Annotated in this window: 24 protein-coding genes, 1 tRNA gene and 1 pseudogene; 14 read left to right on the top strand and 12 right to left on the bottom strand. The window is 68.7% G+C overall.

The genetic code is table 11. The annotated features are described in order from the left end of the window. Positions 1 to 34: 34 nt before the first annotated feature. From IG196_RS27845 to IG196_RS27835, 3 genes are all read left to right on the top strand, one after another. On the top strand, positions 35 to 1,165 hold the full coding sequence (locus IG196_RS27845; protein WP_192197177.1) for a Gfo/Idh/MocA family protein: 1,131 nt from the start codon (positions 35 to 37) through the stop codon (positions 1,163 to 1,165). A gap of 55 nt (positions 1,166 to 1,220) precedes the next feature. After that, the gene (locus tag IG196_RS27840; RefSeq protein WP_192193889.1) at positions 1,221 to 1,913 is read left to right on the top strand and encodes a phosphatase PAP2 family protein; all 693 of its coding nucleotides are present in this window, start codon (positions 1,221 to 1,223) and stop codon (positions 1,911 to 1,913) included. A gap of 69 nt (positions 1,914 to 1,982) precedes the next feature. Continuing rightward, positions 1,983 to 2,513, top strand: coding sequence for a DUF3617 domain-containing protein (locus tag IG196_RS27835; protein WP_192193888.1), 531 nt, complete (start codon positions 1,983 to 1,985; stop codon positions 2,511 to 2,513). Between the two features lie 18 nt (positions 2,514 to 2,531). Here the strand turns inward: IG196_RS27835 and trxC are convergent, their stop codons facing one another. The 4 genes from trxC to IG196_RS27815 all read right to left on the bottom strand — a co-directional run bounded on the left by trxC (position 2,532) and on the right by IG196_RS27815 (position 5,138). Next, positions 2,532 to 2,981: a thioredoxin TrxC gene (gene trxC, locus IG196_RS27830; RefSeq protein WP_192193887.1), complete on the bottom strand. Its 450-nt coding sequence runs from the start codon at positions 2,979 to 2,981 to the stop codon at positions 2,532 to 2,534. Between the two features lie 61 nt (positions 2,982 to 3,042). Beyond that, complete coding sequence (locus IG196_RS27825) at positions 3,043 to 3,573, bottom strand: TPM domain-containing protein (protein WP_192193886.1); 531 nt, start codon at positions 3,571 to 3,573, stop codon at positions 3,043 to 3,045. Positions 3,574 to 3,578: 5 nt separating this feature from the next. Beyond that, a complete protein-coding gene (locus IG196_RS27820; RefSeq protein WP_192193885.1) occupies positions 3,579 to 4,526 on the bottom strand; it encodes a TPM domain-containing protein in 948 nt (315 codons plus the stop codon). A 12-nt stretch (positions 4,527 to 4,538) separates the two neighbouring features. Continuing rightward, positions 4,539 to 5,138 (bottom strand): LemA family protein, encoded by a 600-nt coding sequence (locus tag IG196_RS27815; protein WP_192193884.1) that lies wholly within the window; start codon positions 5,136 to 5,138, stop codon positions 4,539 to 4,541. Positions 5,139 to 5,185: 47 nt separating this feature from the next. On the opposite strand from IG196_RS27815, the gene IG196_RS27810 reads away from it, so the two are divergent. The 4 genes from IG196_RS27810 (at position 5,186) to IG196_RS27795 (ending at position 8,140) form a co-directional block, all read left to right on the top strand. Next, the gene (locus IG196_RS27810) at positions 5,186 to 5,989 is read left to right on the top strand and encodes a hypothetical protein (protein ID WP_192193883.1); all 804 of its coding nucleotides are present in this window, start codon (positions 5,186 to 5,188) and stop codon (positions 5,987 to 5,989) included. 52 nt (positions 5,990 to 6,041) lie between these two features. Continuing rightward, positions 6,042 to 6,494, top strand: a complete 453-nt coding sequence (locus IG196_RS27805) for a YybH family protein (RefSeq protein WP_101493823.1) — start codon at positions 6,042 to 6,044, stop codon at positions 6,492 to 6,494. A gap of 88 nt (positions 6,495 to 6,582) precedes the next feature. After that, positions 6,583 to 7,599: a YheT family hydrolase gene (locus IG196_RS27800; protein ID WP_192197176.1), complete on the top strand. Its 1,017-nt coding sequence runs from the start codon at positions 6,583 to 6,585 to the stop codon at positions 7,597 to 7,599. Next, positions 7,592 to 8,140 carry a DUF2946 family protein gene (locus IG196_RS27795; protein WP_192193882.1) on the top strand — a complete coding sequence of 183 codons (549 nt, stop codon included), beginning with the start codon at positions 7,592 to 7,594 and terminating at the stop codon, positions 8,138 to 8,140. The genes IG196_RS27800 and IG196_RS27795 overlap by 8 nt, the downstream gene beginning before the upstream one ends. 91 nt (positions 8,141 to 8,231) lie before the next feature. Here the strand turns inward: IG196_RS27795 and IG196_RS27790 are convergent, their stop codons facing one another. The 4 genes from IG196_RS27790 to IG196_RS27775 all read right to left on the bottom strand — a co-directional run bounded on the left by IG196_RS27790 (position 8,232) and on the right by IG196_RS27775 (position 14,857). Beyond that, entirely contained in the window at positions 8,232 to 8,837 is a 606-nt protein-coding gene (locus tag IG196_RS27790; RefSeq protein ID WP_192193881.1) for a c-type cytochrome, read from the bottom strand. A 115-nt stretch (positions 8,838 to 8,952) separates the two neighbouring features. Next, positions 8,953 to 10,377 carry an efflux transporter outer membrane subunit gene (locus IG196_RS27785; RefSeq protein WP_192193880.1) on the bottom strand — a complete coding sequence of 475 codons (1,425 nt, stop codon included), beginning with the start codon at positions 10,375 to 10,377 and terminating at the stop codon, positions 8,953 to 8,955. After that, positions 10,370 to 13,534: an efflux RND transporter permease subunit gene (locus IG196_RS27780; RefSeq protein WP_192193879.1), complete on the bottom strand. Its 3,165-nt coding sequence runs from the start codon at positions 13,532 to 13,534 to the stop codon at positions 10,370 to 10,372. Before IG196_RS27780 ends, IG196_RS27785 begins: the two co-directional genes overlap by 8 nt. Positions 13,535 to 13,549: 15 nt before the next feature. Next, positions 13,550 to 14,857: an efflux RND transporter periplasmic adaptor subunit gene (locus IG196_RS27775; protein WP_192193878.1), complete on the bottom strand. Its 1,308-nt coding sequence runs from the start codon at positions 14,855 to 14,857 to the stop codon at positions 13,550 to 13,552. A 179-nt stretch (positions 14,858 to 15,036) separates the two neighbouring features. Between IG196_RS27775 and IG196_RS27770 the strand changes: the two genes are divergently transcribed. The 4 genes and pseudogenes from IG196_RS27770 to IG196_RS27755 all read left to right on the top strand — a co-directional run. Continuing rightward, complete coding sequence (locus tag IG196_RS27770; protein ID WP_101493817.1) at positions 15,037 to 15,711, top strand: TetR family transcriptional regulator; 675 nt, start codon at positions 15,037 to 15,039, stop codon at positions 15,709 to 15,711. A 42-nt stretch (positions 15,712 to 15,753) separates the two neighbouring features. Continuing rightward, a tRNA-Arg gene (locus IG196_RS27765) sits at positions 15,754 to 15,828 on the top strand. 163 nt (positions 15,829 to 15,991) lie between these two features. Next, complete coding sequence (locus IG196_RS27760) at positions 15,992 to 16,216, top strand: hypothetical protein (protein ID WP_101493816.1); 225 nt, start codon at positions 15,992 to 15,994, stop codon at positions 16,214 to 16,216. 46 nt (positions 16,217 to 16,262) lie between these two features. Further along, a pseudogene (locus IG196_RS27755) lies at positions 16,263 to 16,478 on the top strand (glutathione S-transferase family protein); the annotation flags it as partial. A 3-nt stretch (positions 16,479 to 16,481) separates the two neighbouring features. Here the strand turns inward: IG196_RS27755 and rsmI are convergent. Beyond that, the gene (gene rsmI, locus IG196_RS27750; RefSeq protein ID WP_192193877.1) at positions 16,482 to 17,453 is read right to left on the bottom strand and encodes a 16S rRNA (cytidine(1402)-2'-O)-methyltransferase; all 972 of its coding nucleotides are present in this window, start codon (positions 17,451 to 17,453) and stop codon (positions 16,482 to 16,484) included. Positions 17,454 to 17,500: 47 nt separating this feature from the next. Here rsmI and IG196_RS27745 point away from each other — a divergent pair, with 47 nt between their 5' ends. The 3 genes from IG196_RS27745 (at position 17,501) to IG196_RS27735 (ending at position 19,388) form a co-directional block, all read left to right on the top strand. After that, positions 17,501 to 17,872, top strand: a complete 372-nt coding sequence (locus IG196_RS27745; protein ID WP_192193876.1) for a YraN family protein — start codon at positions 17,501 to 17,503, stop codon at positions 17,870 to 17,872. 83 nt (positions 17,873 to 17,955) lie between these two features. Next, positions 17,956 to 18,606, top strand: coding sequence for an SIS domain-containing protein (locus IG196_RS27740; protein WP_192193875.1), 651 nt, complete (start codon positions 17,956 to 17,958; stop codon positions 18,604 to 18,606). After that, positions 18,603 to 19,388 (top strand): BON domain-containing protein, encoded by a 786-nt coding sequence (locus IG196_RS27735; protein ID WP_180839091.1) that lies wholly within the window; start codon positions 18,603 to 18,605, stop codon positions 19,386 to 19,388. Before IG196_RS27740 ends, IG196_RS27735 begins: the two co-directional genes overlap by 4 nt. 30 nt (positions 19,389 to 19,418) lie before the next feature. Here the strand turns inward: IG196_RS27735 and IG196_RS27730 are convergent, their stop codons facing one another. The 3 genes from IG196_RS27730 to IG196_RS27720 form a co-directional block, all read right to left on the bottom strand. Continuing rightward, positions 19,419 to 20,327 carry an NAD(P)-dependent oxidoreductase gene (locus IG196_RS27730; protein ID WP_192193874.1) on the bottom strand — a complete coding sequence of 303 codons (909 nt, stop codon included), beginning with the start codon at positions 20,325 to 20,327 and terminating at the stop codon, positions 19,419 to 19,421. Between the two features lie 66 nt (positions 20,328 to 20,393). Continuing rightward, positions 20,394 to 21,530 carry a PilT/PilU family type 4a pilus ATPase gene (locus tag IG196_RS27725; protein ID WP_101493812.1) on the bottom strand — a complete coding sequence of 379 codons (1,137 nt, stop codon included), beginning with the start codon at positions 21,528 to 21,530 and terminating at the stop codon, positions 20,394 to 20,396. Between the two features lie 29 nt (positions 21,531 to 21,559). Next, complete coding sequence (locus IG196_RS27720) at positions 21,560 to 22,603, bottom strand: type IV pilus twitching motility protein PilT (protein WP_056576373.1); 1,044 nt, start codon at positions 22,601 to 22,603, stop codon at positions 21,560 to 21,562. Positions 22,604 to 22,644: the final 41 nt, after the last annotated feature.

Raw genomic sequence — 22,644 nt, 5'->3', positions numbered from 1 at the left:
GACCGAGATCGCTTCACGTCCCCTGCGCTGCGCCATGGTCGGCGGCGGTCGCGACGCCTTCATCGGCGCCGTGCACCGCAAGGCCATGGCGCTCGACGGCCAGATCGCGCTGGTCGCCGGCGCGCTGTCGTCGAGCCCGGACAAGGCGCGCGCCTCGGGCCGCGACCTCGGCCTGGCCGACGACCGCAACCACGGCGACTGGCAGGCGCTGCTGGCCGACGAGCTCGAGCGCCCGGCCGGTGAGCGCATCGATTTCGTCTCGATCGTCACGCCCAACCACGTGCACTACCCCGTGGCGCAAGCCTTCGCGGAAGCCGGCTTTCACGTGGTGTGCGACAAGCCGCTGGTGCACACGCGCGACCAGGCTGACGCGCTGGTCACCACCGTGGCGAAGCAGGGCACGGTGTTCGGCGTCACCTACAACTACACCGGCTACCCGATGGTGCGGCAGGCGCGCGAGATGGTGCGCTCGGGCGAGATCGGCGAGGTCCGCAAGGTCGTCGTCGAATACAACCAGGGCTGGCTCGCCAGCCATGTGGAAGCCGCGGGCGGCAACAAGCAGGCCGACTGGCGCACCGACCCCGCACGCAGCGGCGCGGCCGGCGCCATCGGCGACATCGGCTCGCATGCCGAGAACCTCGTCGCCACCGTCACCGGCCTCGACATCGAAAGCCTGTGCGCCGACCTCAGCGCGCTGGTGCCGGGCCGCATGCTCGACGACGACGGCAGCCTGCTGCTGCGCTTCCAGGGCGGCGCGCGCGGCGTGCTGGTGGCCTCGCAGATCAACACCGGGCTGGAGAACGACCTGCGCCTGCGCGTCTCCGGCACGCTGGGCACGCTCGAATGGCGCCAGGAACAGCCGAGCCAGCTCGTGCACCTGCCGCACGACGGGCCCCGGCGCCTGCTCACGCGCGGCGCGCCCTGGCTGTGCGAGTCGGCACGGCGCGCCAGTCGCCTGCCGGCCGGCCATCCCGAAGGTTTCATCGAGGCATTTGCGAACGTCTATGCGGGCGTGGCAGCGGACATCCGCGCGCGGCTTGCAGGCCAGATGGCCGATCCGCTCGCGGCGGACTATCCGCGCGTGGAAGACGGTGCGCGCGGCGTGCGTTTCATCGAACGCACGGTGGCATCGGCCGCCAGCGAATTAAAGTGGACGCCCTGGTAGCTGCGCACAGGCCCCGTTGATCCATGCGGGGCAAGGCGTGGCACCAGCGGCCACCATGACGCACTCCTCCTCATCTTTCGACGCCTCTTCGCCACTGCCATGGCCGCGCGCCCTCTGGCAGCGCTGCCGGACGCTGTGGCTGCTCAAGCTGGCCGGCAACACCGTCGCCACGCTGGGCTTCTTTCCGCTGTACTTCTGGGTCATGCACCACGCCGGGCCGGCGTGGGTGTTGCCGCTCACGGCCATCGACCGGCTGATCGCGTTCTGGCCGGCGATGCTGCCGGTGTACCTCACGCTGTGGGCCTACATCGCGCTGCCGGTGCTGCTGGCCAAGGACCGGCGCGAGCTGAACACCATCGCGATCGGCTGCGCCGTGATGACGGCGATCGCATTGGCCGTGTTCTGGTGGATGCCCACGGCGATCCCGAACTTCGTGATCGATGCGGTGCCGGGCTCGTCGCTGCATTTTCTCAAGACCTTCGATGCGGCGGGCAACGCCTTTCCGTCATTGCACGTGTCGTTCTCGGTGTTCGCCTGCCTTGTGCTGGTGCGGCAGCTGCGCGAGGCCGGCGCGCCGGGCTGGCTGCGGCTGCTCAATGTCATCTGGGCCGTGGCCATCGTGTACTCGACGATGGCCGTGCGCCAGCATGTGCTGATCGATGTGCTCGGCGGCCTCGGGCTCGGCCTGGCGATGGGCTTCGCGTTGCGCGAGCGCCCATCGGCAGCCCTGGCGCCGGTCGCGGCGTAGACCGATCGCGGTATTCCGCCGCGCAGGCGCCGACGGTACAAAGCGGCATCGCCGTTCACCGAGCCCGCCATGACCTTCCGCCTGCGCTTCATCGCCGCCGCTACCGCAGCCTGCCTCCTGGCCGGCCCCGCGTTCGCCATCGACTACCCCGCGCGCAAGGCGGGCCTGTGGGAAATCCAGACCGGCGAGGGCGGCGCGGCCGCGGCCAAGACGCCGGGCCAGACGATCCAGCAATGCATCGACGCGGCCACCGACAGGGCGATGCGCGAAATGGGCCAGGGCATGGGCAAGGACATGTGCTCCAAGCAGGACCTGCGCCTCGAAGGCGTGAAGCTGGTCATCGACTCGGTCTGCAAGATCGGCCCGACCACCGCGACCTCGCGCGCCGTGATGAGCGGCGACTTCAGCAGCGCCTACCGCGTGGAAAGCAAGTCGACCTACAGCCCGCCGCTGATGGGCCGCACCGAAGGCACGAGCGTGATCGACGCCAAATGGGTCGGCCCCTGCAAGCCGGGCCAGAAGCCGGGCGACATGGTCATGGGCAACGGCATGAAGATGAACATGCTCGACGCGATGGCGAAGATGCCGCCGCGCAAGTGAGCGCCGCCGGTTGTCGGATCAGCCCGCGCCGTTGGCCTTGACCCAGCGCACGATGTCGGCCGCGCCCATCGCGCCGGCCTGCCGCGCGACCTCGCGGCCGCCCTTGAACAGCGCCAGCGTCGGAATGCTGCGGATGTTGAAGCGCGCGCCCAGCGCCTGCACCGCCTCGGTGTCGACCTTGGCCAGCCGCACCTGCGGTTCGAGCTGGGCCGCCGCCTGCTCGTAGGCCGGCGCCATCTGGCGGCACGGGCCGCACCAGGGCGCCCAGAAATCGACCAGCACCGGAATCTCGTTGCGCGCGATGTGGCGGTCGAAGGTGGCCACGTCGGGCAGCGCGGTGGAATGGCCGGTGAATAGCGGGCGGTGGCAGCTGCCGCAGTCGGGCGCGCTGCCCAGTTGCACCGTGCGCACCCGGTTGGTCGTGTGGCAGTGCGGGCAGACGATGTGCAGCGATTCGGATTCGGTCATGCCCGAAAAATAGGGGCCGTGTGCGCGAATTGCAAGGCACGGGCGCGCAGGGCGCCGGGCCTCAGAGCACCACGGGCGCGTCGGGCAACTCGTTGGTGTCGGGCTGGTCGTCGGCCAGCGGGAAGTGGGTCATCAGCAGTGCCGACACCTCTTCCAGCGCCAGCGTGATGCCGTCTTCGAAGCGGCCTTCGCGGAAGGCCACGCCCATGCGCAGCGTCATGGCGGCCCATTCGGCGCTGCCCACGTGCGCGTCGATGCCGCGGTCGGCCACGATCTCGATGGCGTGCTCGGCCAGCAGCAGGTAGATCAGCACGCCGTTGTTGTGTGCGGTGTCCCACACGCGCAGCTTGCCGAACATCGCGACGGCGCGCTCGCGGGGCGACGCGTGGCGCCACAGATACGACATCGGCAGGCCGGCTTCGACGCAGATGCGGACCTCGCCGCTGTGGCGCCGCTCGCTCGCCGCCACGCGGCCGGCCAGGCGCTCCATTGCGTCGGTCGGCAGCACGCGGCGCACCGCGGCTTCGTCGGTCCAGAGATGCCGCCAGATGCGGCCCAGCTTCGAGAAGAACGTGGGATCTGCAGTTGCCATGTTTCTCACCAGTCTCCCGAAGCGCCGCCGCCGCCGAAATTGCCACCGCCGCCGGAGCTGAAACCTCCGCCGCCACCCCCGCCGCCTCCGCCCCAGCCACCGCCTCCACCACCGCCGCTCCAGCCACCCCCGCCGCCGCCACCTCTGCCGCCGCCACCTCTGCCGCCGCGGCCGGGACCAAACCCGGCGAGGCCGGAGAACAGCGACACCATGAGTGCGACCATCCCGGCAATCACCGCGATGACCGTGCTGGTCGTGAGAAAGAACGCGACCACGCCGATGCCGCCGCCCATGGCGACCGAGCCCATGGTCTTGCCCAGGATGGCGCGCGCGATCGGCGCGCCGACGAAGACACCGACGAACAGGAAGATCGCGAGGTTCTCCCAGTCGAAGCCGTCGTTGCTGCTTGAGCCGCTGCTGCTGCTGCTGCGTGAAGGCTCGGGCAGCGGCTCGCCGTCGACCAGCCCGATGAGCCGGTCGACCGCCGCGTTGAGGCCGCCCGCGAAGTCGTTGTTGCGAAAGCGCGGCTTCATCTCCTCGTCGATGATGCGCACGGCCGCGAGGTCGGGCACCACGCCTTCGAGCGTCTTGGCGGTGGCGATGCGCATCTTGCGATCGTCCTTGGCGACGATCACGAGGAGGCCGTCGCCCACGCCCTTGCGACCGATTTTCCAGGTGTCGCCCACGCGCTGCGTGTAGCTCGCGATGTCTTCGGGCGCCGTGCTCGGCACCATCAGCACCACGATCTGCGAGCCCTTGCGCTGCTCGAAGGCCGCGAGCTTGGTCTCGAGGCCCGAGCGCTGCGCGGCGTCGAGCGTGGTGGTCTGGTCGATCACGCGCGCGGTGAGCGCGGGGATCGGCAGCAGGCTTTGCGCCAGCGCGGGCAGGCCGGCCCATGCAAGGGCCGCGACGAAGAGTGCAGCCAGTGCGCGGCGGATCAGGGCAGCGGCCATCGGCGCCGCTTCTTACTTCTTCGGCGTGCCGAAATCGACCGTGGGCGGCGTCGAGATCTGGGCTTCGTTCTGCACCGAGAAGTTTGCCTTGGGCTTGTAGCTGAAGACCATGGCCGTGAGGTTGGTCGGAAAGCTGCGCGCGAGCACGTTGTACTCCTGCACGCTCTCGATGTAGCGGTTGCGCGCCACGGTGATGCGGTTCTCGGTGCCCTCGAGCGTCACGCGCAGGTCGCGGAAAGCCTGGTTGGCCTTGAGGTCGGGGTAGCGTTCGGCCACCACCATCAGGCGCGACAGCGCCGACGAGAGCTCGCCCTGCGCCTGCTGGAACTTGTTGAAGGCCTCGGGGTTGTTGAGCGTCTCGGGCGTCACCTGGATCGAGGTGGCTTTGGCGCGCGCCTCGATCACCTTGGTGAGCGTGTCCTGCTCGAAGCTGGCCTCGCCCTTCACGGTGGCGACGATGTTCGGCACGAGGTCGGCACGCCGCTGGTACTGGTTGAGGACTTCGCTCCAGGCCGACTTGCTGGCCTCGTCGAGGGATTGGAAGTCGTTGTAGCCGCATCCGCTGAGGGACAGGACGGCCGCGAGAATCAGGAACCAGCGCTTCATCATCATTTGCATTACCTCCGCAGAAGAAGGCCGAAGTTAGCATAGACGGGGTCATGGCCCTCGATCCGCTCCACGCCCTGCAAGCCGCGAACCGCGCGGTGCCGACCGTTGCCGCGCCGCCCGTCGGCACGCTGCTGATTGCGGGCGCGACCGGCGCGCTCGGGCAGGAGTTGCTGCACCGGCTCGCGGGCCGCCACCGCTTTCGCCGCACGCGCGTGCTGGCGCGCGAACCGATGCACGACGGGCTGCCCGGCGTCGAGACCGTGCAGTGCCCGGCGCTGCCGATCGCGCAGTGGCCGCCGGTGGCGGCCGATGTTGCGGTGGTCGCCTTCGACCCACCGCGCCTGTACCACGGCCGCGAGCGCGCGCTGTGGCACCCCGAGCCCGCCGACCTGCCCGAACTGGCGCGCTGGCTGCGCGCCAGCGGCGTGCGCACGCTGGCCATCGTGCAGCCGCACGACCGCGGCCGGCTGCCCGAGGCGCTCAAGCGCGGGCTGGCCAGCCTCGACGAGCAGGCCGTGGTCGCCTGCGGCTTCGAGCGCGTGATCCTGCTGCGCTCGGCGCGCAAGCCCACCGCCGTGCGCCTGGCCAACATGGGCGAGCGGCTGGCGGCCTGGATGCTGTCGATCATGCGGTTCATGGTGCCGGCCAACGAGCAGCCGGTGCGCGCGTCCAAGATGGCCGAGCTGGTCGACCTCGCGCTGCGCGTGGCGCCGCCCGGTGTGCACGTGGCCGCGCCCGAGATGGTCTGGCAGGCCGCGCAGGGCGCCACCGAGGCGGCGGCGCGCGCGTGGCTCATTCCCGCGTCGGCCCCCGAGGTACCCACTGCCCCATCACCCGCTGCCACATGGCCGTGACATGGGCAGGGCAAAATCCGGTCTACCCCCTTCGCTCTCGCCCTTCACCGCCATGCCCAAGACCCCTTTCCGCGCCGCCGCGGCCATCGGCGGCACTGCCGACGATGTCGAGGCCGCTTTCTACGAAGCGCTGCAACGCGGCGATGTCGATGCGCTGATGGCCTGCTGGGCCGACGAGGACGAGGTGTTCTGCGTCCACCCCGGCGGCCCGCGGCTGGTGGGCGCGGTGGCGATCCGCGCGGCCTTTGAGCAGATGTTCGGCAACGGCGCCATCCATGCGACGCCGGCGCGCGTGCGCAAGATCGAGTCGCTCGCGAGTGCCGTGCACAACGTGCTGGAGCGCATCGAGGTGCTCACGGCCGAGGGCCCGCGCCATGCCTTCGTGCTGGCCACCAACGTCTATCACAAGACCGCGCAGGGCTGGCGCATGGTGGCGCACCACGCGAGCCCGGGCAGCGCGCGCGAGCCGGACGACGCGAACGATCCGCCGCAGGTTCTGCACTGAAGCCCTCTGAGCGATGGCCTCTCCCTTTCCTTCTTCCTCTTTTTCACCGACTTCTGCGTCGCCCACTGCGCACGACGTGCACGAAGCGATGGGCTACACCGCGCCGCGCTGGCTGCCCGGCGGCAACCTGCAGACCATCTGGGCCGCGCTCGGGGCGCGCCGCTTCGACGGGCCGGCGCCGGTGTACCGCCGTGAGCGCTGGACCGCGCCGGACGGCGATTTTGTCGACGTCGACTTCGCCGATGCGCCGCAGCCCGGTCCGCAGCCGCTGCTGGTGCTGTTCCACGGGCTCGAGGGTTCGTCGCGCAGCCATTACGCCGAGGCCTTCGCGGCCTTTGCCGCGTCGCGCGGCATGGCCTTCGCGGTGCCGCACTTTCGCGGCTGCAGCGGCGAGCTGAACCTCGCGCCGCGCGCCTACCACTCGGGCGATTACGAGGAGATCGACTGGATCCTGCGACGCATGCACGCACAGCACGTGGTGCAGGGCGGCGGCGGGCCAGTGCTGGCGGCGGGCGTCTCGCTGGGCGGCAATGCGCTGCTGCGCTGGGCCTGCGAGGCAGGCGAGACCGCGCGCGCCTCGGTCGATGCGGTGGCGTCGGTGTGCGCGCCGCTCGACCTCGCGGCGGGCGGCGAGGCGATCGGGCGCGGCTTCAACCGGCTGGTCTACACGCGCATGTTCCTCGCGACCATGAAGCCCAAGGCGCTGGCCAAGCTGGCGCAGTTCCCGGGCCTGTTCGACCGCGACCGGCTGATGGCGGCGCGCGATCTCTACGATTTCGACGACGTGTTCACGGCGCCGCTGCACGGCTTTCGCAACACCGACGACTACTGGGCGCGCGGCTCGTCCAAGCCGCTGCTGGGTGCGATCCGTGTGCCCGCGCTGGTGGTGAACGCCCGCAACGATCCGTTCATTCCGGCCCGCAGCCTGCCGGGGCCGAACGAGGTGGGATCGCACGTCACGCTGTGGCAGCCCGCGGGCGGCGGGCATGTGGGTTTTCCGCTCGGCCTGCCGCCGGGGCATGTGGGTGGGATGCCCGAGAGCGTCGGCGGGTGGTTGGCCTACCACCTCTCGTCGGTGCGCGCGCAAAATACGGCCCATGGATGACATCGTCAAACAAGCCTTGGCCAAGTGGCCGAACGTGCCGCACTGCTACGGCTGGCTGGGCCTGGACGCGCGCGGCAACTGGTACATGCGCGACGACCGCACGCAGGCGCAGGGCCCGTTCCGCAGCGCCAAGGGCTCGATGCTGCGTCACGACAAGCTGATCGACTTCATTCACCGCAACTACGAGCACGACGCCGACGGCCAGTGGTTCTTCCAGAACGGACCGCAGCGCGTGTATGTCGAGCTGGAGGCGGCGCCGCTGGTGTGGCGCGTGGCGCAAGAGGCGGCCGGCGGCTTCTCGGTCGCGGCCCACACGAGCGCGCCGGCCGAGGTGACCGGTTGCCTGCTCGACGAGGAGGGCCGGCTCTATCTGGTCGCGCCGGCGGGGCTCGGGCTGGTGCACACGCAGGACGTGGGCATCGCCGCCGAAGCGATCGAGCAAGGACTCTGGACGCCGGAGCCGGTGCAGGCGGCCGACCTGCCGGGGCGCTTCGGCCATGTGCTGAGCCCGGCGGAGCGCCATGACGGCGCGGCTGCGTAGCTATTGAAAAGATAGCATTCCGGATCGTCCGGGCGTAAAAAAACCGGCTTGCAGGCCGGTTTTTTCATGGGCGCAGGGCGCCGTCGATCGCTTACTTGGCAGGTGCGCTGGCCGCAGCCGAAGCACCTTCGGCCGGCGCGGCAGCCGCTGCCGGACGGTCCGGCACCGGGAACTTGGCGCCACCGGCGTTCGCCAGGTAGACCACGGCACGGCCGATTTCGATGTCTTCGAAGTCGCCGCCGCCCTGGGCGGGCATCGCGCCCTTGCCCTTGAGCGCGTGCTCGAGCAGCGTTGCGTAGCCCTGGCCGATGCGCGGGCCCCAGGCTGCTGCGTCGTTCAGGTGCGGGGCGCCGGGGATGCCGGGTGCGCCGTGGCAGGCCACGCACTGGGCCTTGAACACGGCGTCGCCAGCGGCCAGCGGCCGGTTGGCGTCACGGATCTCGATGGAGCCGACCTTCTTCAGTCGCTCGGCCACTTCACGATCGCGCGATTCCTTGGTCACGCCGTAGAGCGACATGCTGTCGCCCTCTGCGGTACCGGCGGGCTTGGTGCCCGAGACCACATAGGACACGAGGCCCACGATGATCAGGATCGGAATGATGAAAGAGAAAAATACCGCGAGCAGCAGTTGCTTCGGGTTCTTGATCGGGCCGGTATGGGCTTCTTCTGTGGCCTGGTTGTGCGGGTCTGCGCTCATGGCGTCCTCAATAACGGGGGGCTCGTCGGGGGCTTTTTCTAACCAACCGGCGATTATAGAGAGGCCCTTTGCCCGTCCGGGCAATTGACCTCTCCATATCGGACGCGCAGGTGTCTCAACCGTTGTTGCGTGTGGCCCAGCCGCCACCCAGCGTCTTGTACAGCGTGACCTGGTTCTGCAGCTGCAGCAGGCGCGTGGCCACTGCCGATTGCTGCGCCGTGAACAGCGAACGCTGTGCGTCGAGCAGGTCGAGCGCGCTGGCGATGCCGTTGCGGTAGCGCAGGTCGGAGAGCTTGTAGCGCACCGCTTCGGCGTCGGCCTGCGCGGTTTGCGCGCGTGCCTGCTCGCCCAGCGTGGCGCGGCCTGCGAGTGCATCGGCCACTTCGCGGAAGGCGGTCTGGACCGACTTCTCGTACTGCGCCACGGCAATCTCGCGCCCGGCCTTGGCCGAGTTGAGCCCCGCGATGTTGCGGCCCGCATCGAAGATCGGCAGCGTGACTGTGGGCGCGAAGCTCCAGGCCTTGGTGCCGCGGTCGAACAGGTTCGAGAACTCGCTGCTCGCGGTGCCGATGGAACTCGTCAACGACACGCGCGGGAAGAAGTTCGCGCGCGCTGCACCGATGTTGGCGTTGGCCGCAATCAGCTGCTGTTCGGCCGCGCGGATGTCGGGCCGCTCGGTCAGCAGGTCGGAGGGCAGGCCGGCCGGCACGTCGGGCATCGGGCGGATGCCCGCGAGTCCCTTGGCGCCACCGGCGGTGGCCTCGGCCGGCACCGGCGCACCGAGCAACAGCGCGAGCGCGTTCTCGTCCTGCAGGCGGGCGCGCTGCTGCTGCGCATAGGCGGCGCGTGCGGTCTCGGCCTGCGAGTTCGCGGCCTGGAAGTCGATCTCGGACGACACGCCGTTGTCGAAGCGCAGCTTGGTCAGGCGCACCGACTCGTCGCGCGTGACCATGGTCTGGCGCGTGATCTCGAGCAGCTCGTCGTCGGCCAGCAGCGTGAGCCAGCCGCTGGCCACGGCCGCGATCAGGCTGATCTGCGCAGCCTTGCGCGACTCTTCGGTGGCCAGGTACTGCGACAGCGCCTGGTCTTTCAGCGCGCGGATGCGGCCGAAGAAGTCGAGCTCCCACGCGGTGAAGCCGAAGTTGACGCTGTACTGCGAGGACACGCTGCCCTGCGTCGGATCGATTGCCTGGTAGGCGTTGGGGCTCGAGCGCGAGCCCGATCCCGTGAGGCCGAGCGCCGGGAACAGCGCCGAGCGTTCGATCTGGAACTGCGCACGTGCCTGCTCGATGTTGAGCACCGACACGCGCAGGTCGCGGTTGTTCGCCAGCGCCGTCTGGATGAGGCCCGACAGGCGCGGGTCGGTGAAGAAGTCCTGCCAGGGCAGGGCGGCCGCGGCCTGGCCCGACGGCTGCGCCGGGTCACCCGGGAAGGTGGTCGGCACCGGCGCCGCGGGGCGCTCGTAGGTCGGGATCAGCGAGCAGCCTGCCAGCAGCATCGCCGCCGCCAGCACGGTAGGAATCAGAGGTTTCTTAGTCATGTGTTTGGTCTCCCGTGATGCCGGCCGCGGTCGCGTGCCGCTTGTCGGCTTCGTGCTGGCGCGCGCTGCCCTTGAACAGGGTGCGGATCACCACGAAGAACACAGGCACGAAGATCACGGCCAGGACCGTACCGGTCACCATGCCGCCCAGCACGCCGGTGCCGATGGCGCGCTGGCTGGCCGAGCCTGCGCCCGACGCCGTGACCAGCGGTACCACGCCCAGGCCGAAGGCCAGCGAGGTCATGATGATGGGACGGAACCGCAGGTGCGCAGCCTCGAGTGCGGCCTCGATCGCGCCGCGGCCCTGCGCCTGCAGGTCTTTCGCGAACTCGATGATCAGAATCGCGTTCTTCGCGGACAAGCCGATGATCGTGATCAGGCCCACCTGGAAGTACACGTCGTTGGAATAGGCGCGCAGCATCGTCGCCACGAGTACGCCCAGCACGCCCAGCGGCACCACCAGGATCACCGACAGCGGGATCGACCAGCTCTCGTACAGCGCGGCCAGGCAGAGGAACACCGCCAGGATCGCGAAGCCGTACAGGATCATGGCCTGCGAGCCGGCGAGCTTTTCTTCGCGCGACTGGCCGGTCCACTCGAAGCCGAAGCCTTGCGGCAGCTGGCTGGCGAGCTTTTCCATCTCGGCCATGGCGGCACCCGTGCTTTGGCCCGGCGCCGCGTCGCCGCTGATGCGGATGGCGGGGTAGCCGTTGTAGCGCACCGTCTGCGTGGCGCCAGAGACCCACTTGGTGGTCGCGAAGGCGCCGAACGGCACGGGCTTGCCTTGCGCGTTGCTTGCGTTGAGCTTGAGCAGATCGTCAGGCTGCATCCGTGCCGGTGCGTCAGCCTGCACGACCACACGCTGCAGGCGGCCACGGTTCGGGAAGTCGTTGATGTAGCTCGAACCCAATGCGGTCGACAGCGTGGCGTTGATCGCATCGAAGGTCACGCCCAGTGCGTTCGCCTTGTCGCGGTCGATGTCGATCTCCAGCTGCGGCGCGTCTTCCAGGCCGTCGGGGCGCACCTGCGCGAGGATCTTGCTCTGCCCGGCCATGCCCAGCAGCTGGTTGCGCGCGTTGATCAGCGCCTCGTGGCCTGCGCCCGAGCGGTCCTGCAGCCGGAAGCTGAAGCCGCTGGCGTTGCCCAGTTCGGGAATCGGTGGCGGGCTCAGCGGGTAGATGAAGGCGTCGCGGATGCCTGAGAGTGCGCCGAAGGCCCGGCCGGCGAGTGCGTCGGCAGAGTTCGCCGGATCCTTGCGCTCGTCCCAGTCCTTCAGCGTCACGAAGGCGAGGCCCGCGTTCTGGCCTTGTCCCGAGAAGCTGAAACCCATCACGCTCACGATGCTCTGCACTTCAGGCTGCTTCAGGATGAAGCCTTCGACCTGCTGCATCACCGACAGCGAACGCTCTTGCGTCGCGCCCGGGGGCAACTGCACGTTCACGATGATGTTGCCCTGGTCTTCCTGCGGCAGGAACGAGCTCGGCAGGTGCGAATACAGGTACGCGACGGCGCCGATGATCGCGGCATAGATCACGAGGTAGCGCGCGCTGCGGCGCAGGATGCGCGCGACCACGCCTTCGTAGCCCTTGGCCGTGCGCGAGAAGCCGCGGTTGAACCAGCCGAAGAAGCCGCGCTTCTCGTGGTGATGGCCCGCTTCCACCGGCTTGAGCAGCGTGGCGCACAGCGCTGGCGTGAGCGACAGCGCCAGGAAGGCCGAGAAGCCGATCGAGGCCACCATCACCGCCGAGAACTGGCGGTAGATGTTGCCGGTCGAGCCCGCGAAGAAGGCCAGCGGCACGAACACCGAGATCAGCACCACGGTCACGCCGATGATGGCGCCCGAGATCTGCTGCATGGCCTTGCGTGTGGCCTCGAGCGGCGAGAGCCCCTCTTCGCTCATGATGCGCTCGACGTTCTCCACCACCACGATGGCGTCGTCCACCACGATACCGATCACCAGCACCATGCCGAACATGGTGAGCACGTTGATCGAGAAGCCCAGCGCGAGCAGCGTGGCAAAGGTGCCCAGCAGCGCGATCGGCACCACGATCGTCGGGATGATCGTGTAGCGCCAGTTCTGCAGGAACAGGAACATCACCAGGAACACCAGCGCGATGGCTTCGAACAGCGTCTTCACCACTTCGGTGATCGAGATCTGCACGAAGCGCGAGCTGTCGTACGGAATGTCCCACTTCACGCCCTTGGGGAAGTAGCGCTCCAGCTCGGCCATCTTGGCGCGCACGGCCTTGGCCGACTTCAGCGCGTTGCCGGTCGGCGTGGGCTGCACACCGATACCGACCGCCGGCACGCCGTTCAGGCGCGCGGAGGTGGCGTAGTTCTGGCCGCCGAGTTCGACGCGCGCCACGTCTTTGAGGCGCACGGTCGAGCCGTCGGTGTTGGCGCGCAGCACGATGTTCTGGAACTGCTCGACGCTGTTGAGCTGGCCGTTCACCGTCACCGTGGCGGAGATCGCCTGGCCGGGAATGTTCGGCAGGTCGCCGAGCGTGCCCGAAGCCACCTGGGCGTTCTGCGCGCGGATCGCAGCGTTGACGTCGCTGGCCGACAGGTTGAAGCCTTGCAGCTTCGCCGGGTCGATCCAGATGCGCATCGCGTTCTCGGAGCCGAACAGCTGGGCCTGGCCCACACCGTCGATCCGCTGCAGTTCCGGCACGATGTTGCGCGCGGCATAGTCACCGAGCGCCACCGGATCGAAGTCGGGGTTGTCCGAGGACAGCATCGCGAACAGCAGGAAGTTGTTGCGCGACTTGTCGACGCGCACGCCTTGCTGCGTCACCGCGGAGGGCAGCCGCGGCGTGGCGCGCGCCAGCCGGTTCTGCACGTCCACCTGCGCGAGGTCTTCGTTGGTACCGGCCTCGAAGCTGATGGTGATGGCGCCGGTGCCGTCGGCCTGGGCCACCGATTCCATGTAGATCAGGCCGGGCGAGCCGTTCATTTCGCGCTCGATCACGGACAGCACGCTGTCCTCGAGCGTTTGCGCGGACGCACCGGGGTAGGCGACGTTGATCACGATGGCCGGGGGCGCCACTGGCGGGTACTGCGAGATCGGCAGTTGTGTGACGGCGACGCTGCCCATCACGATGATGAACAGTGCGATCACCCACGCGAAGATCGGTCGGTCGATAAAGAATTTGGCCATGCGAGGCGCTCCTGATTACTTCTTGTCAGCCGGGGCCGAAGCCGGGCTGGCGGCGGGTGCCGCGGCAGCAGACGCTGCCGGTGCCGCGGGTGCAGCAGCCGCGGGGGCGGCCGCGCCGTTCGGCGCCGGCTTCTGCCACGGCACCGCCTTCACGGGCGTGCCGGGCGGCATCATCTGCAGGCGCTGGAAGCCGTCGACCATCACCTGTTCGCCGGCCTTCAGGCCGTCGAGCACCACCCACTGGTTGTCCTTGGCGGCGCTGATCTTCACGGTGCGCTGGCTCAGCTTGCCGTCGGCAGCGACCACCGTCACGTGGTCACCCTGCTGGGTGCGCGTGACGGCCTGTTGCGGCACCGTGATGGCGTTGGTCACCTGGGCCTGCTCGAGCTTCACGCGCACGTACAGGCCGGGCAGCAGCTCGCCCTTGGGATTCGGAATTTCGGCGCGCAGCGTGACCTGGCCCGTGGTCGGGTCGACCGTGAGGTCGGAGAACAGCAGCTTGCCGTCCTGGCCGTAGTCGGTGCCGTCTTCGAGCACCACGCGGATGCTCGCGGCTTCTTCGCCGCTCGCACGCTTGTACTGGCCGGCGGCCACAGCGCGGCGCAGCTTGAGCACGTCGGAGGCCGACTGCGTGAAGTTCACGTACAGCGGGTTGATCTGCTGCACCACGGCCAGCTCGGTGGCGTCGCCCTGGCCGACCAGTGCGCCTTCGGTGACCAGCGCGCGGCCGATGCGGCCCGCGATGGGCGACGTGACATCGGCGTAGCCCTGGTTGATCTTGGCGGTCTGCAGCAGCGCGCGGTTGGCGGCCACGTCGGCTTCGGCCGTCTTGGCGGAGGCCACGGCCGTCGCGTATTCCTGCTTGCTCACGGCGTTGGCCTCGACCAGCGGCTTGTAGCGGTCGGCCAGTGCCTTGGCCTGCACGGCGTTGGCTTCGGCGCGGGCCAGGGCGGCCTGGGCGTTCTGCGTGGCGGCCACCAGCGGTGCCGGGTCGATGCGGAACAGCAGCTGGCCGGCCTTCACGTCGCTGCCTTCGCGGAATTCGCGCTTGAGCAGGATGCCGGGGGTGCGGGCGCGCACCTGGGCGATGCGCGAGGCTTCGAGGCGGCCGGGCAGCTCGGTCACGAGGCCCACGTCGGTGGGCTTGACCACCACCACGCCGACCTCAGGCGCCGGACGGGCACCGCCGCCGCCACCACCCGGTCCGGCCGGGGCTTCGCTCTTGCCGCAGGCGGCCAGGAACAGGAGGGAGACGAAGGCCACGGTCGCGAGACGCGGCGAAAACGACAAGGACGGTTGACGCGAGACATGCAGAAGAGGCATGTGATTCCTTTGATGCGAAGACGGGAGATGGCGCTTTTGCGGGAGAGATCCGTAAACCAGCACGGGCAGGTGGGCCATCCGAGAAGCGCGCTAGTTTACATACATTCATGGATGTATAGTGACAGCCATGCAATGGCCCCACGATACGCAAAGGCCGTTCGCTTTACAAATCAGGAGACTTGGTGGCACGTCGTACGAAGGAAGAAGCACTGGCAACGCGGCATCGATTGCTCGATGCCGCGGAGCTGTTGTTTCAGGCGCAAGGTGTGTCGCAGACCACGCTGCAGCAGATTGCGCAGCAGGCCGGCGCGACCCGGGGTGCCATCTATTGGCACTTCAAGGACAAGGCTGACCTGTTCAACGCCATGATGGAGCGCGTGATCCTGCCTCTGGAAACGCCGCCCAAGAGTGAGGCGCCCGGCGGCAGCGACGACCCGCTGGCCGAGATCGAAGAAGGCATGGTCCACGCGCTGACGCTCATGGTCACCGACCTGCAGGTGCGGCGCGTGTTCGACATCGCGACCCACAAGGTCGAATACACGCATGACATGGCCTCGGTGCAGCAGCGCCACCTCGACGCCCGCAACGCCTGCGTGGTCGATTTCGAAAAGGCCCTGCGGCTGGCCGCGCGGCGCGCCCGCATCAAGCTGCCGATGCCCGGCGCGATGGCCGCGCAGGGCATGCACGCGCTCATCGGCGGGCTGATCCAGAACTGGCTGCTCGACCCCACGGCCTTCGACCTTGTGCCCACTGGCCGGCGCACCTTCCGCGTCTACCTGGCCGGGCTGGGTTTCCCGCGCACGCCGGCCGGTGGCGTCCCGACGGCGCAGGACGCAGAAACCGCCCCCGCCTGATAGGCCATAATGTGTGGCTCCGGTGCATTCCGGAGCACCCCTCTCGCTGTATTTCAACGGATAGAATTCGGCCCTCCGAAGGCTGAGATCCAGGTTCGATTCCTGGCGGCGGGACCACCTTCAAGACCGGAAATTCCGCAAGGGCTTCCGGTTTTTTCACTTCTTCCCCGACCCGGCCTGGCCTTGCAAGACAAGGCCGATCCGGAGATCCGCGCGACCGGGCAGTGACACGCCGTTGCACCCCGTCACACGGACGCATGCATGTAAAAATTCCCCGCATATGGAGCTCTCCGAACTGGACGAAACCAGCCTCGCAGCACACGCCGCCGAATGGCGTCGGCGCGCGCTGCGCGGCGAGAAACAGGCCCGCGGCATTGCACATGCCCTGGAGGCCGAGATGCGCCGCCGCTTCGGCGATTCGATTCCCCCGAGCCAGAGCGCCGACCTGGACACCCGCCCCCTGGCCCTGCGCCAGCCGCCGCGCCCGTGGTGGAAGTTCTGGTGAGCCGGCCGCGCGCTTTCGTCGCCTGATCTGACACCCTCGTAACCGGTCCTATGCCGACCTGTCGCTGTTCCAGCTGGTCGACGGCCTGCAGTACGCCTTTCCGAAAGCCGCCGCGCGGGCGCTGGCCGACACGCCTGCGGTCGTGAAGCTGCACGCCAACATCCGGCGGCGCCAGCGTATGCACGACTATCTGCAGAGCCCGCGCCGTATTGCGTTCAACGAGGACGGGATCTTTCGGCGCTATGCGGAGCTGGACGGCTGAGGGCTACGCGCCGTCGGTGTCGTCGTCGCTGCCGGCTTCGTTGCGGATGCGCAGCGCCAGCTCGTACAGCGTATTGCGCGGCGCGCCGCTGATCTCTGCGGCCAGCTTCACAGCCGTCTTCACCGGCAGTTCCGCCAGCAGCAGGCGCAGCACGCGTTCGCCTTCCGCGCCGCCGTCGCCGCTCACCGCCACGGGGTGCAGCACCATCGCGAACTCGCCGCGCGTGCGGTCGCGGTCGGCGCTGAACCAGTCGGGCAGCGCGCTGGCAGCCACGGTGGCGATCTCTTCGAACTGCTTGGTGAGCTCGCGGCCCACGGTGATGCGGCGTTCGCGCAGCACGGCCAGTGCACGGGCCAGGGTTTCGATGCGGTGCGGCGCTTCCAGCAGCACCACGGCGCGCGGCTCCTGCGCGAGCGCCTGCACGGCGGTGTCGCGCTCGCCGGCTTTGGTCGGCAGGAAGCCTGCGAACACGAAAGCGCTGCTGTTGTGTGCGTTGCTCTCGCCGCCGTCGGCCACGAGCCCGGCGGCGCTCACGAGCGTGACGACGCTGCTGGCGCCCGGCAGCGGCAGCACGCGCTGGCCGGCCGCGCGCACGGCGGCGGCCAAGCGCGCGCCGGGGTCGCTCACGCCGGGCGTGCCGGCGTCGCTCACGTAGGCGATGCGCTCGCCCTGCGCGAGCCGCGCGACCACGGCCTGTGCGGCCTCGGCCTCGTTGTGCTGATGCACCGCCAGCAGCCGAGCGCCGGGACGGTCGATGCCGTAGGCGCGCAGCAGCGTCTGCGTGTGGCGCGTGTCCTCGCAGGCGATCACGTCCACCAGCTGCAGCACATGCAGCGCGCGCAGCGTGATGTCGGCCAGGTTGCCGATCGGCGTGGCGACGACATACAGCGTGCCCTGCGGATAATGCTGCGCGCCCGCGGCGTCGTGCGCGGCCGGCAGGGCGGCGCCGAAGGAAGCAGGGGCGAGTGAAGCCAAGAGGTTTCTCCGTAGGGCAGCGAAAACAAAAAACAGGGCAGGGAGCCATGACGACAAGCACCACGACGACGAAGCATCGCGGCGATGCGGCGGAAGACGCCGCGCTCGACCACCTGCGCCGGGCCGGCCTCGTGCCGGTCGCGCGCAATTATCGAACGCCGGGGCGCGGCGGCGGCGAGGTCGACCTGATCATGCGCGATCCGCGCGACGGCACGCTGGTGTTCGTCGAGGTGCGCCAGCGCAGCGCGGCCTCGCACGGCGGTGCGGGCGGAAGCATCACGGCGGGCAAGCAGCGGCGCATCGTGCTGGCCGCGCGGCATTACCTGGGCCGGTTGCGGTCGCTGCCGCCATGCCGTTTCGACGTGGTGCTGATCGAGGGGAAAATCACCTGGCTGAAGGCCGCCTTCGATGCCGGCTGACGCACCCGCCAGGGAACTGAAGCCTTCCTGAAGGCTCCACCACTCACGTCTTGTTTCACGACCCCCAGTTATCATCGCGCCCCATGCTCGAGCAACGGATTCAGCAGCACTTCATTGACAGTGCCGACCTCAAATACCAGACCGGCCCGGTCCTCAGCAAACCCATCTCTCAAGCGATGCAGGCCTTGCTGGCCTGTGTGACCAGCGGCGGCAAGGTGCTGGCCTGCGGGGCCGGCGTGTCGGGCTTGCTGGCCGCGCAGTTCGCTTCCAATTTCGTGGGCCGCTTCGAACGCGAGCGGCCCGAGCTGGGCGCCATCGCGCTGCCCGGCGACACCACCGACCCGGCGGCTGACAGCGCTCAGGCCGCCGATGCCGACCGCTTCGCGCGCCAGGTGCGCGCGCTCGGGCAGGCCGGCGACGTGCTGCTGGTGCTCAGCGCCAGCGGGCATTCGTCCGCGGTGCTGGCCGCCGTGCTTGCCGCGCATGAGCGCGACATGACGGTGGTGGCGCTGCTCGGCAACGCCGCGACCGGCTTGGCGGCGGCCGCGCCAGGTGCCGCAGCCACGGGCGGCACAGGCGGCACGATCGGCCGCGCGCTGCGCGAAACCGATGTCCAGATCAGCGTGCCGCACGAGCGTGCGGCGCGCATTCACGAAATCCACCTGCTCGCGCTGCATTGCCTGTGCGACGGCGTGGATGCCCAGTTACTCGGAGAACAGGAAGTTTCCTCATGACCATGACCAAGGCATCGACCCAACGTTTCGCTCTGGCGCTCACCCTCGGCGCCGCTCTGGTGGCCGGCCTGTCCGCCTGCGTGCCGCTCGTCGTGGGCGGCGCGGCGATGGTGGGCGTGGGCATGGTGGCGACCGACCGCCGCAGCTCGGGCGCCCAGCTCGACGACCAGGGCATCGAACTGCGCGCCGCGGCCCGCGTGCGCGACATCGCCAACGACAACATGTACGTGAGCGTCACCAGCTTCAACCGCCAGGTGCTGCTGACCGGCGCCGTCGGCAACGACGCCGACCGCCGCCGCGTCGAGGACGAGGTGAGCCGCGTCGTCAACGTGCGCTCGGTGGTCAATGAACTCACCATCGGCGCCCCGAGCACCTTCCAGGACCGCTCGAACGACCTGTACATCACCGGCAAGGTGAAGGCCTCGCTGCTCGACGCCAAGGACATCTTCGCCAACTCCTTCAAGGTCGTGACCGAGCGCAGCACGGTCTACCTGATGGGCATCGCCACCCGGCGCGAGACCGACCGTGCCACCGAGATCACGCGCGGCGTGACCGGCGTGGCGAAGGTCGTGCGCGTGGTCGAGGTGGTGAGCGAGGCCGACCTCGCGGCGAGCCAGGCGGCCAACCAGTCCGGCGCGCAGCGCGGCGGCACGGGCCCCGCGCCGGTCAGCAACGCAACACCTTCGGCGCCAGCTGCTTCCTCGGGTTCGCGCGTGCCGCTGCCGCCGATGGAGCCGCTGCCCGCACCGGCCGGTGGGGCAACCACCACGCCGGTCCGCTGAAATACAAAAGCCCGCTTCCGCGGGCTTTTTTCATTTGAGCCGAATGATCAGGCTCGACGTGTCCCATCGCCTGCCGCCGGCCTGCTGCACGTCGGCATAGAACTGGTCGACCAGCGCCGTCACCGGCACGCGCGCGCCGTTGCGCTTGGCTTCGTCGAGCACCAGGCCCAGGTCCTTGCGCATCCAGTCGACCGCAAAGCCGTAGTCGAACTTGCCGGCGATCATGGTCTTGCCGCGGTTCTCCATCTGCCAGCTCTGGGCCGCGCCCTTGCTGATGACGCCGAGCACGGCTTCCATGTCGAGACCGGCGCGCTGGCCGAAAGCGATGGCTTCCGACAGGCCCTGCACCAGCCCCGCGATGGCGATCTGGTTGACCATCTTCGCGAGCTGGCCCGCGCCGCTCTCGCCCAGCAGCGTGACCGCGCGCGAGAAGGCCATGGCGACCGGCTTGATGCGTTCGAACACCGCCGCATCGCCGCCGCACATCACCGTGAGCGCGCCGTTCTGCGCGCCCGCCTGGCCGCCCGACACGGGCGCATCGATGAAGTGCAGGCCGCGCGCCAGCGCCGCCTTCGAGAGCTCGCGCGCCACGTCGGCCGAGGCCGTGGTGTGGTCGACCAGCACGGCGCCGGGCTTCATGCCGGCCAGCGCGCCGTCGTCGCCGAGCACCACCGAGCGCAGGTCGTCGTCGTTGCCGACGCAGCAGAACACGATGTCCGCGTCGGCTGCCGCTTCGCGCGGCGTGGGGGCGTGGTGGCCCGGTGCGCCGAACTCGGCGACCCAGGCTTGCGACTTGGCGAGTGTGCGGTTGTAGACCGTGACTGTGTGGCCGGCCTTGGCCAGGTGCCCGGCCATGGGCCCGCCCATGACGCCGAGGCCGAGAAAGGCCACCGTCTGGGCGGGAACGGATTCGTAGGTGCGGGGGTTGATGCTGCTCATGGCCGACAGCTTAAAGCCAAAGAAAGAAAGCCGGCGCGCCCCGCGGTGCGCCGGCGCAGCGGCTTTTTAGACGATCGCGAAGTGCTCGGTGCCGGCCGCCAGGTCGGTGCTGCGCGCGCGCTGGCTGTTGAGCTTGATCTGCAGGCGCAGATCGTTGGCCGAATCGGCGTTGCGGATCGCTTCTTCGAAGTTGATGGCGTTGCCCTCGAACAGGTCGAACAGCGCCTGGTCGAAGGTCTGCATGCCCAGGTTGCGGCTCTTCTTCATGATCTCCTTGATCTCGCCGACTTCGCCCTTGAAGATCAGGTCGGAGATCAGCGGCGTGTTCAGCAGGATCTCGACCGCCGCCACGCGGCCCTGGCCGTCTTCGGTGGGCACCAGCCGTTGCGACACCAGCGAGCGCAGGTTCAGCGACAGGTCCATCAGCAGTTGCGCGCGGCGCTCTTCGGGGAAGAAGTTGATGATGCGGTCGAGCGCCTGGTTGGCGCTGTTGGCGTGCAGCGTGGCCATGCACAGGTGGCCGGTTTCGGCGAAGGCCACGGCATGTTCCATCGTTTCGCGGTCGCGAATTTCGCCCATCAGGATCACGTCGGGCGCCTGGCGCAGCGTGTTCTTCAGCGCCGCTTCCCAGCTGTCGGTGTCGATGCCCACTTCGCGCTGCGTCACCACGCAGTTCTTGTGCGGGTGCACGAACTCGACCGGGTCTTCCACCGTGACGATGTGGCCGTACGAGTTTTCGTTGCGCCAATCGACCATCGCGGCCAGCGTGGTCGACTTGCCCGAGCCCGTGGCGCCCACCAGGATGGTGAGGCCGCGCTTGGTCATCGCCACGTCCTTGAGCACCTGCGGCATGCCCAGCCCGTCGATGGTCGGCAGCTTGGCGGGAATGGTCCGCAGCACCATGCCGACCTTGCCCTGCTGCACGAAGGCGTTCACGCGGAAGCGGCCGATGCCGGTCGGCGAGATCGCGAAGTTGCACTCCTTGGTGCGCTCGAACTCGGCCGTCTGGCGGTCGTTCATGATCGAGCGCGTGAGCGCCAGCGTGTGCTGCGCACCCAGCGCCTGCTGCGACACCTTGGTGACCTTGCCGTCGACCTTGATGGCCGGCGGGAAGTCGGCGGTGATGAAAAGGTCGCTGCCGTTGCGGCTCACCATGAGCTTGAGCAGGTCGTTGATGAACTGGCTGGCTTGATCGCGTTCCATGATGTCTGTGCTCCGGGTGGCTGTTCGAATCAGCCGGGGAAGTTTTCTGGGATCTTGGCCTTGCCGCGCGCTTCGGCGGCAGAGATCGTATTGCGGCGCACCAGCTCTGTCAGGTTCTGGTCGAGCGTCTGCATGCCCGAGCCCTGGCCGGTCTGGATGGTGGAGTACATCTGCGCGACCTTGGCCTCGCGGATCAGGTTGCGGATGGCCGGCGTGCCCAGCATGATCTCGTGCGCCGCCACGCGGCCCTGGCCGTCCTTGGTCTTGCACAGCGTCTGCGAGATCACGGCTTGCAAAGACTCAGACAGCATGGCGCGGATCATTTCTTTTTCTTCGCCCGGGAACACGTCGATGATCCGGTCGATGGTCTTGGCGGCCGACGAGGTGTGCAGCGTGCCGAACACCAGGTGACCGGTTTCGGCCGCGGTCATCGCGAGGCGGATGGTTTCGAGGTCGCGCAACTCGCCCACCAGAATGGCGTCCGGGTCTTCGCGCAGGGCGGAGCGCAGTGCGTTCGAGAACGACAGCGTCATCGGCCCCACCTCGCGCTGGTTGATCAGGCACTTCTTCGACTCGTGCACGAACTCGATCGGGTCTTCCACCGTGAGGATGTGGCCGTACTCGTTTTCGTTGAGGTAGTTCACCATCGCCGCCAGCGTGGTCGACTTGCCCGAGCCCGTGGGGCCCGTCACCAGCACCAGCCCGCGCGGCTTGAGCGCGAGTTCGCCGAAAATCTTCGGGGCGTTGAGCTGCTCGAGCGTGAGGATCTTCGAGGGAATGGTCCGAAACACCGCAGCCGCGCCGCGCGCCTGGTTGAAGGCGTTCACGCGAAAGCGCGCGAGGCCGTCGATCTCGAACGAGAAGTCGACCTCCAGGAATTCTTCGTAATGCTTGCGGTGCGTGTCGCTCATGATGTCGTACACCATGGCATGCACCGCCTTGTGGTCCAGCGCATCGACGTTGATGCGGCGCACGTCGCCGTTCACGCGGATCATCGGCGGCAGGCCGGCCGACAGGTGCAGGTCGGAGGCTTTGTTCTTGACGCTGAATGCCAGCAGTTGGGTGATGTCCACGGGGCTCCTCGGGCAGGCTTTAGTGACGTTTTGATACGAAT

Source organism: Variovorax sp. 38R (assembly GCF_014843395.1).
GTDB lineage: Bacteria > Pseudomonadota > Gammaproteobacteria > Burkholderiales > Burkholderiaceae_C > Variovorax > Variovorax paradoxus_H.
This window is presented reverse-complemented; position numbering and strand designations above follow the sequence as displayed.

What these genes read in the sequence shown, in the direction of transcription:
- IG196_RS27845 (WP_192197177.1), top strand. Translation starts at nt 35, where the DNA reads ATGGTCGGCGGCGGTCGCGACGCCTTCATCGGCGCCGTGCACCGCAAG.
- IG196_RS27840 (WP_192193889.1), top strand. Translation starts at nt 1,221, where the DNA reads ATGACGCACTCCTCCTCATCTTTCGACGCCTCTTCGCCACTGCCATGG.
- IG196_RS27835 (WP_192193888.1), top strand. Translation starts at nt 1,983, where the DNA reads ATGACCTTCCGCCTGCGCTTCATCGCCGCCGCTACCGCAGCCTGCCTC.
- trxC (WP_192193887.1), bottom strand. Translation starts at nt 2,981, where the DNA reads ATGACCGAATCCGAATCGCTGCACATCGTCTGCCCGCACTGCCACACG.
- IG196_RS27825 (WP_192193886.1), bottom strand. Translation starts at nt 3,573, where the DNA reads ATGGCAACTGCAGATCCCACGTTCTTCTCGAAGCTGGGCCGCATCTGG.
- IG196_RS27820 (WP_192193885.1), bottom strand. Translation starts at nt 4,526, where the DNA reads ATGGCCGCTGCCCTGATCCGCCGCGCACTGGCTGCACTCTTCGTCGCG.
- IG196_RS27815 (WP_192193884.1), bottom strand. Translation starts at nt 5,138, where the DNA reads ATGATGATGAAGCGCTGGTTCCTGATTCTCGCGGCCGTCCTGTCCCTC.
- IG196_RS27810 (WP_192193883.1), top strand. Translation starts at nt 5,186, where the DNA reads ATGGCCCTCGATCCGCTCCACGCCCTGCAAGCCGCGAACCGCGCGGTG.
- IG196_RS27805 (WP_101493823.1), top strand. Translation starts at nt 6,042, where the DNA reads ATGCCCAAGACCCCTTTCCGCGCCGCCGCGGCCATCGGCGGCACTGCC.
- IG196_RS27800 (WP_192197176.1), top strand. Translation starts at nt 6,583, where the DNA reads ATGGGCTACACCGCGCCGCGCTGGCTGCCCGGCGGCAACCTGCAGACC.
- IG196_RS27795 (WP_192193882.1), top strand. Translation starts at nt 7,592, where the DNA reads ATGGATGACATCGTCAAACAAGCCTTGGCCAAGTGGCCGAACGTGCCG.
- IG196_RS27790 (WP_192193881.1), bottom strand. Translation starts at nt 8,837, where the DNA reads ATGAGCGCAGACCCGCACAACCAGGCCACAGAAGAAGCCCATACCGGC.
- IG196_RS27785 (WP_192193880.1), bottom strand. Translation starts at nt 10,377, where the DNA reads ATGACTAAGAAACCTCTGATTCCTACCGTGCTGGCGGCGGCGATGCTG.
- IG196_RS27780 (WP_192193879.1), bottom strand. Translation starts at nt 13,534, where the DNA reads ATGGCCAAATTCTTTATCGACCGACCGATCTTCGCGTGGGTGATCGCA.
- IG196_RS27775 (WP_192193878.1), bottom strand. Translation starts at nt 14,857, where the DNA reads ATGCCTCTTCTGCATGTCTCGCGTCAACCGTCCTTGTCGTTTTCGCCG.
- IG196_RS27760 (WP_101493816.1), top strand. Translation starts at nt 15,992, where the DNA reads ATGGAGCTCTCCGAACTGGACGAAACCAGCCTCGCAGCACACGCCGCC.
- IG196_RS27745 (WP_192193876.1), top strand. Translation starts at nt 17,501, where the DNA reads ATGACGACAAGCACCACGACGACGAAGCATCGCGGCGATGCGGCGGAA.
- IG196_RS27740 (WP_192193875.1), top strand. Translation starts at nt 17,956, where the DNA reads ATGCTCGAGCAACGGATTCAGCAGCACTTCATTGACAGTGCCGACCTC.
- IG196_RS27735 (WP_180839091.1), top strand. Translation starts at nt 18,603, where the DNA reads ATGACCATGACCAAGGCATCGACCCAACGTTTCGCTCTGGCGCTCACC.
- IG196_RS27730 (WP_192193874.1), bottom strand. Translation starts at nt 20,327, where the DNA reads ATGAGCAGCATCAACCCCCGCACCTACGAATCCGTTCCCGCCCAGACG.
- IG196_RS27725 (WP_101493812.1), bottom strand. Translation starts at nt 21,530, where the DNA reads ATGGAACGCGATCAAGCCAGCCAGTTCATCAACGACCTGCTCAAGCTC.